This is a genomic window from Candidatus Neomarinimicrobiota bacterium, assembly GCA_022573815.1.
Lineage (GTDB): Bacteria > Fidelibacterota > SORT01 > SORT01 > SORT01 > JACZTG01.
Map to the genome: position 1 here is coordinate 1 of JACZTG010000047.1, position 8,042 is coordinate 8,042.

The following is an 8,042-nucleotide window of genomic DNA, read 5'->3' on the forward strand; positions in this document are numbered from 1 at the left end:
TCTCATTAAAGAACCACATATTTGTATATCGTAAATTGATTTGACGTATTTTCTGCCTTCGATACCCATCTGGAGTCGCAGCCCGGGATTATCAATCAGTCTGATTATGCGATCCGCAATAGCATTTACATCGCAAGGAGGTACTAAAAATCCCGTTGTGCCGTCTTTTACAACTTCCGGCAGGCCACCAATATCCGACGCTATTACGGGAATAGAGCATGATGAAGCTTCAACCGCAGCAACACCGAATGTTTCCGAGGGGGAAATTGAAGGGACTACAAAAATATCCATCTTGTGTAAGGACTCAACAACGGCGTTATTTTTAACCTTTCCGGTAAATCTTACCGAATCAGATAGATTAAGAGATTCTGTCAATTTTTCAAGTTTGTCCCTTAGGCTACCCTCGCCAACTATTAATAAACTTGATTTATATCCCCTTTCGGCAACTACCTTGAATGCTCTTATTAAATACTCAATCCCGTATTTTTCCTCAAGCGCTTTGACAATTCCGATGCAAATTTTATTTTTCGGCAATTTTCTTTTTGAAGGAGAGAATAAATCAACGTCAACGCCAAATGGGATAGTATGGACAGGCTTCTCGCCATAGATAAATTCGCCTGTAGCATCGGCTAACATTTTACTCGTTGCGGTAACAAGATCAGCTTTTTTGAGACTGTACTCTACGGATTTTTTCATCGTCCAATATTTATGAGGAGAGATGATAATGTCGTTTCCCCATGTCGAAAGTATAAACGGGTGAAAACCACTAAGAGCGCCAAGCAAGCCGTATGAAGTTGCCCAATGGGCGTGAAGAATATCCGGGCGGATTTTCTTAATAAATTTTTTTACTTTTCCAACCCAAAATAAATATCCGATCTTGGAGATAAACGAAGCTATGGGGCTGATGGATATTGTTCCGCGTGAATTTATGTAGTGAACCCGGACACCAGCTATTCGGGTATCTCTAAAAGATATGATATGAACCTCATTTCCTTCATCTGAAAAATACCGAGCCCATTTTTGCACATGAATACTACAGGCATCTGCGAGAAAACAAATTTTCATTCAATATTCACTAAATCAATTGTTTCGATTGACGTCAGTTGGATGTGCTATGACATAAAATTTCATTGGGAAAAAATCACCGAATAATCCCAATGTGATAAAGTTAAACAGGGCGGTCACACGCCTTGTTTTCTGTTTGGTAATAATAGCAGTAAACCCTGTTTGTTTAAACATTAATTCAATGGTCTTGCGGGTGAAAAACCTATAGTGTGTTTTGTCAAGGATACCAGAATCTTTGTAGGTCCACTCTCCAAAAAACAGCAGCTTGGATATTATTTTAAAATACCTGATGTTCGGGATGCTGCATACCAAACGACCATTCTTATTAAGATGATTTCTCAGAAGAGTCAACGTTTCCCAGGGGTCAATCAGGTGCTCCAATAAATCCGCACAGATTATGCAATCGTATGAACCGAGAGTTGAAATTAGACTCGAATCTTCGGCGGATCCCTGAAAAATTTGGTCAAGGCGGTGTTTTGCCTCTTCACAAGCATCAGGTACAAACTCTAATCCTTCAACCCTGATAGCTCCCATATTTTTCAGCAACTCACCTGTATAGCCGTAGCCGCATCCCACATCAAGAATTCTTTCTACGGAACCTGTAGACATTACCAGGTCTACTATATCATCCCTGGCGTGACTATAATATTCAGGTGATTTCATTTTTTTCTATATACAAATAATCGGTTATTTCTTCCATGAAGCAGTGTCGTAAAAAAGAGATACCGTCTGTTCGGTGATTTCTTTAAGCATGCTAATATCTTTATCTGATACCGTCTTTTTCCAGTAATCCGCCAAACTTGCGCTATTTCTGCTTAAATCGTGCATTTTATTTTGCCGCGCCATTACGGGATTATTCGCATTTGTTAAAGTCGTGATTTTACGTTTAATTCGATCAGTAAATTCAATATCTGCCCAGTCAAATATCTTTTTAAATGACGGAATCGGATTGATGCTGATATCTTCATGTAATACCATTAGCCAATCACTATGTATTTTAAAATAAGCATTTAGAATCTCATAAATATACACCCAAAGAAGGCCGATTTGCTCAGCCGGAGATTTATCCACTTTTTTCAACAGCTCCGCATGGTCTGGCATTTGATGAATATCGAAAAAGTTTTTCTGAATAAAGTCAGAAATATCAAGGGTTCCTCCAAGCCTGCTAAAACTCGCATAAACGGCGCCGGGGTGCCTAATGAGAATAAGTGCATTGCAATCATGTTCGAGATACATTTGCTCGCTCAATAATGCCGCATCGGGATCCTTAATTAATAGCCTTACATTGTCTCCGCGGAAGAGTTTGGCAATTCGATAATTTACCTGCGCTCTCGGACCAATAATAAATTTAACCATTTTTTTGAACATATTATCATTTGAATAATTCTTTTTGTATTTTGCACTGAAAGAAAATAAATCATTAAGTAAATCTGCATATTTATCATCAGGATTATTGGCGTCTATAGAAGGAAAATGTTTATCGGCTCCTACGAGTCCGTAATTCGGATTAAATGGTTCCTGTATATAAGAAAGTTGTGAAGATAGGGACATTATTTTCCCGGTGAATGTGGAGCCACAGCGAGGAATTCCTGTTACAAGAATATGTTTAGCAGACATATACTAATTCTGCTGAGGGGTCGTATAGATTAAATTAAGCATCTGTTCAACTCGTTCTCCGCCCACTCTTGCAAGAGTTTTTATCATTTCTTTACGATGGTAGCTGTCCCACCCGGCTGTTGCGAAATAATAATCTGCATTTTCAATTTTGAAGCCGCTCCCTGGAAAGCATCTTTTTAATTCCCAACCAGATGAAAAAAGAGGCTAAATAAGCCTTCATTCTTTCCTGCTTTTCATTCTCTCCCGAATATCTTTTAAAAATTGAAATGAAAAGTCGTAAAAGTAATCCCAATAGAACTAACACACGAAGGATAAAAAGTTCAGATCTGTTGGAATATTTTTGCGCGAAAATCAGCTTACTTCGATATCTATTTGAAACAAGAATAAAATAATTCTTATGAGTGGATACGCCGCCTATATGGATAATCTTAATTTTTGGCAAACAGAATACTTTCCATCCACTTTTCTTGATGCGAATACACCAATCTAAATCTTCCGCAAAAAGGTGAAATCGTTCGTCCAATCCACCAATATCATTGAATATGGATCTTCTCACCATAAAACTTCCCCCTGAAATCCAATCAACTTCAAAAGATTTTTCACTGGCTATCATAGCATATTGTTTCTTTGTTAAAGAGAATCGTTTAATTAGTGATTTTATATTTAAAGCCTCTGCCAGGTGTAGTTTTAAACTTGGAAAATTACGGATTGTTAATCTGAAATTTCCATGAATATCCTTTACCACTGGTCCCACTGCACCGGCAGCATTATTGTTTTCCAAAAATTTATACATTTGTAAAAAAGAATTTTCTGTTAGCGCAGTATCGGGGTTTAAAAGAAGTATATATTTACTGTTGCTTCTCTCCATGGCATAATTATTTCCTATCGAAAATCCGGAATTATATTGAAGGAAGTAAGAAGTAACATCGGGAAATTCTGATTCAAGAATGGCCTTGCTGTGATCTTTTGAATTATTGTCAACGACTATTATTTCGTATCTGATCTCTTTAGTATGTTTTTTAACAGACTGGATGCAAGTTCTTAATTCATCGGCAGTGTTAAAGTTCACAATAATTACAGATAGGTCGAATTCTGTTACGGCTTTCAAAATTTTTTTCTGTTAATTTATAATAGTAATTGGATTTAAACCTTTTTTGCAACAACAATAGACATCGCCAAAAAAATCATGAACTGAGTTCCGTTAAGACCCCAGAACCATGCTCCTGCGTAAGCCGATGAAACTACTACAAAGAAAAGAATTGCTCTGAGGATTATCACTATATCCAAATTTTCATCTGATTTTATCCGATTATAGGTTTTTGCCGTAAGCTTTGTAATCGAATAATAAAGGAATAAAAGCGCCAATATTCCTATCATTCCCGTCTCTGAGAGATAAGATATTAAGACATTATGAGCTGAAAGACCTTCAATATTTTCTTTGAAAATTGCACTTTCACCAATATCGGAAAAATGGCCGGACAAAAGTGCAAATTGTCCCAAACCGATTCCATTGATCGGGTTGGCAATAAAGGCGGTAATTGCCGCATGCCAGAGAATAAACCGGAATTGGATAGTACCCACCTCAAAATACTGAATTTGTTCTACTCTGTGACTAATCCCGATAAACGCACCTTGGAAAACAAAAAACAAAAAGACAACAAGAATAAGTCCGAGAAAAAACAGTTGATATAATTTCTTTTTTGTTCCGGGAATTGATTTTTTCAGGAATAAATAACTTAGAAACAGAAACGAAATGGAAAAACTTAGCCATGCTCCACGGGTTTGTGTCATTACAAGCCCGAGGAAAAGAAGAGAAGCAAGCGCTAAGAATTTTCGTGTGCGACGACGATTTTTTGACATAATTAAAAACGTAATGCTGGCAATTAAAGCGCTGACTGTTAAATCAGGCAACGGAGTACCCGTAATCCCAAAAGCCCTGGTATTTTCACCAAAAAATGTGAAAACAAGAGCAATCAGAGTGGCTATGGACGCTACATAAATAAAATATTCTATAAGCCGCCTAAGGCGCTCCAAACTCCATGAATTGAACAAATCAGCAAGTATGAAGAAAAGTAGAAACAGTTCAAGGTGTTTGAAAAAATTTATTAATCCTTTTTGAAAGTATGACGCATCAAGAAGAGAAAAGAAAATTGCAGCCAAGAAAATTAATACAGGTACCGATAATTCATTAAATGATAATGAGTAATCGAGATTATAAATTTTGTGTAACAGATACGCAAAAACAGTCATGACAATTAGTAAATCTATAGGTCGGAGTCCATACGGTTCCTTAATGATGAACACACCGACAAAGACAGATATCAGTAAAAAATATATCGAAGATCTTATATTTAATAGGGAGATAAATATAAATGGAATCAAAAAAACAATTGCAAGCGGAATCCACAATTCCAATGAGAATAGTACCGCAACCGCAATTTGAAGAAATAAAAACCAGAGCCACTGCTTTTTATATGGGGAAAGCAGAGCAGAATCGCCGATTTTTATTGGTATAGTAGGTTCCATTAACTTTTGCTTAAGCCTTGTTTATCAATTTAGTGAAAAGATCCCGAACCCTTTCAATTTCATTTCGTTTTATCAATTTAAAAATATAAGAAAAAGCGATATAAGAAAGAGCGATGACCGGTATATTAATGTAAAGAGGATAAATATCTTTGGTGAGCAAACTCAATATAATCAGAAAAGAAGATATTATAAAAGTTCGAAAAAATATACTAATAATTTTTAAAGTATCTATCCTATCACGTAAAAACCAGACATAACCGGACATTATCGCAATTCCGGAAATTAAGGCCGCAATTGCAGCTCCCGCACCGCCAATCATCGGTATTAATAAAAAATTTAGACCCAAGTTTAATAAAAGTGCGCCAACAACTACCCTGAGAACTGATTTTTGTCTGTTCAACGAAAATAGAGAACTTCCCAATATGTAATTAGGATATGTAGAAACAAGCGTAATGACCAAGATTTGGAAAACAGCAGATGAATTTGCGTAAGACGACGAATAAAGAGATACAATAATAAATTTTGAAGATACTATGCTTAATGTTATGATAAAAAAAGCTGAAAATATTAGTATCTTGAGTGACTTTTCGACTATCATTTGAAAATAATCCCGGTCTTCACTGAATCGTGAAAGAACAGGATAAATTATACGGGCTCCTACAATCGGGATTATAAGAAAACCCTCAACTAATCGTAAAGAGGCGCCGTATTCTCCGACCGCTAAATCAGATGTAAGCCACGATAAGATTAAAATATTCATTCTTGCATAAGCAGCCGAGGCAAATAATGTAAAACCAAATGGAATGGTTTTGATAAATAATGTTTTTAGAAATTCAAAGGAAAAATGAAATTTCAATGAACTCTTAGATAAAATAATAGAGATACTTATAACTGAAACAATAATTCCCGCAATGATAGGCGCCGTTGCAAAATAAAACATATTTTTTTGAAAAATCACAAATCCGATGCCTGCAAGAATAAGAACAAGGTTGTTTACCAAATTAAGGTAACCGTTTATATCCTGTCTTTCATAAGCTTGAAAATATGTGATTGCAGTGTCGAAGAACGCCCTTACGAATAGAAAAAGACCAAGGATTAATAATAGGCGTCCTTTTTCAATGTCAAGATTAGAAATGGCGGCTGAGTAATAATAGAGAATAGAGTAAAGAATTCCGGCTAATAATATTCTTATTATTAATGAATGCAACAGGTACAAGTTAACTTTTGACTTATTTTGAACTATATCCCGTACCGTAAGTGTGGAAAGGCCAAAATCTACTACGACATTTAAAAGAAATATTAAAGAATAAACATAGGTAAATTTTCCAAACAGCTCAACTCCGAGTTGTCTCGCAACAATCAGTGAAAATCCAAATGAGAGGAGCCTTGAGAGTACCTGCGAGGAGGAAAGGATAAGAGTAGTCTTAAATAATCTATCTAACATTACTACTAATCTGTAATCTGATTCAGAGTGTTAAGTTGGGAATTCCCTAAAGAACTACAAAACACCTTAGTTTTTTTTTGTGATTCTGAAAGAGCTGCGTATTGTTCTCAGTTTAGAAAATTCGTCCGGACGCGTTATTTTCAGTTTTAATAGGGATTCGTAAACAAATGAGAAAATAAGGCTCAGTATAATTGTGACTACTCCGGCAGAAAGAACAAGTAATGATCTAATCGGGCGACTTCTTCTTATAGGAGGAATCGCTTTATCAATTATATGCAAAGTAGGTGTGTCACGAGTTTCTTGAATTTTCGCTTCTTCAAGTTGCTGCACCAGAAAAGAGCGTAAGGATGTTCTGATGTTTAATTCCATTTCAAGTTGTAAATATCTGATAGATAAATCAGGCATGGTTTCAAACACCGGGAAAAGCGAAATTCGCTTACTCGTTGAATCGGCATGACCTTCAAACATCATATCGTTGAGTTTTTGCCTCAACATAATTAATTCTAATTCAGTTAATAAGTAATCAGGATGATCTTTTCCAAACACATTTTCTTTCAGTGCTAATTTCACTTCTTGAAGGATAATTAAACGTTCGATTTCCGCTGCGGATTCAATGGCAGATATTATTTGTTTCGGAAGCGAGACTGTTCCAAATTTGGATTGAAACGAGTTAATAGAGTCTTCAGCTGTGTGTAAATTTTCAGTTGCTTCTGCTAATCGTTCTTCTATAAACAATCTGGTAAACCTGCCTTGGCTTGTTTTCAGTTTTTTGTTTATGATATCAAGCTCTTCCACAAGAGAGTTAGCTATCTTGGAAGCAAGGTTTCTGGCAAACTCCTCATCTTCCTCTGAAGCCCAAAATGGAGTTTTTGCGGAAGCAACTACAGTAATTGTACCATCATCTTGAAAATCTATTTCAGAATATTCCTGGAGTAATTCTAAAGTTTCTTCAATATTTTCTGCCTTATAAACAGTAAGCAAATCATATTTTATAGCAACACTCTGTAAAACACTTCTACTTCCAATTATAGCCATAAGGCGATTTGCTTCCTCCGAACCACCAAGACCCAACAGGCTTGCTCCGAATCCCTTAAGGCCTATAGGAGTTAGAATACTGCTTGATTTAGAGATCGGGAGAATAATTGATTCAGCTGAGAATGTCTTGGGAATAATCAGTGATATTCCAGCAACAATAAAACTGACAACAATAAAATTGACAAAAATAAATTTTCGCCATTTATTAACAATAAATATAAAATCAATGAAATTTGACTCATTGGAGTTCAAATTGTTTCTCCCCGACAGAGTTCCGCCGAATTTGGTAAGTATATTCCAGTCGGAAAACCTGCTCTGATATGAAAATTCTTCTGTTTTTTATGATGCTTTTTTT

7 protein-coding genes are annotated in these 8,042 nt (G+C 36.0%); all 7 read right to left on the reverse strand.

Annotated elements, in window-relative coordinates; genetic code table 11:
- A partial coding sequence (locus IIB39_10940; GenBank protein MCH8929213.1) for a glycosyltransferase occupies positions 1–1,065 on the reverse strand: 1,065 nt, incomplete at its 3' end.
- Between the two features lie 15 nt (positions 1,066–1,080).
- Positions 1,081–1,728 (reverse strand): class I SAM-dependent methyltransferase, encoded by a 648-nt coding sequence (locus IIB39_10945; GenBank protein ID MCH8929214.1) that lies wholly within the window; start codon positions 1,726–1,728, stop codon positions 1,081–1,083.
- A gap of 24 nt (positions 1,729–1,752) precedes the next feature.
- Entirely contained in the window at positions 1,753–2,682 is a 930-nt protein-coding gene (locus IIB39_10950) for a sulfotransferase domain-containing protein (protein MCH8929215.1), read from the reverse strand.
- Positions 2,683–2,824: 142 nt separating this feature from the next.
- The gene (locus IIB39_10955) at positions 2,825–3,790 is read right to left on the reverse strand and encodes a glycosyltransferase family 2 protein (GenBank protein MCH8929216.1); all 966 of its coding nucleotides are present in this window, start codon (positions 3,788–3,790) and stop codon (positions 2,825–2,827) included.
- Between the two features lie 35 nt (positions 3,791–3,825).
- Positions 3,826–5,208, reverse strand: a complete 1,383-nt coding sequence (locus tag IIB39_10960) for an O-antigen ligase family protein (GenBank protein ID MCH8929217.1) — start codon at positions 5,206–5,208, stop codon at positions 3,826–3,828.
- Positions 5,209–5,218: 10 nt separating this feature from the next.
- Positions 5,219–6,652, reverse strand: a complete 1,434-nt coding sequence (locus IIB39_10965) for an oligosaccharide flippase family protein (protein ID MCH8929218.1) — start codon at positions 6,650–6,652, stop codon at positions 5,219–5,221.
- A 66-nt stretch (positions 6,653–6,718) separates the two neighbouring features.
- Complete coding sequence (locus IIB39_10970; protein ID MCH8929219.1) at positions 6,719–7,939, reverse strand: hypothetical protein; 1,221 nt, start codon at positions 7,937–7,939, stop codon at positions 6,719–6,721.
- Positions 7,940–8,042: the final 103 nt, after the last annotated feature.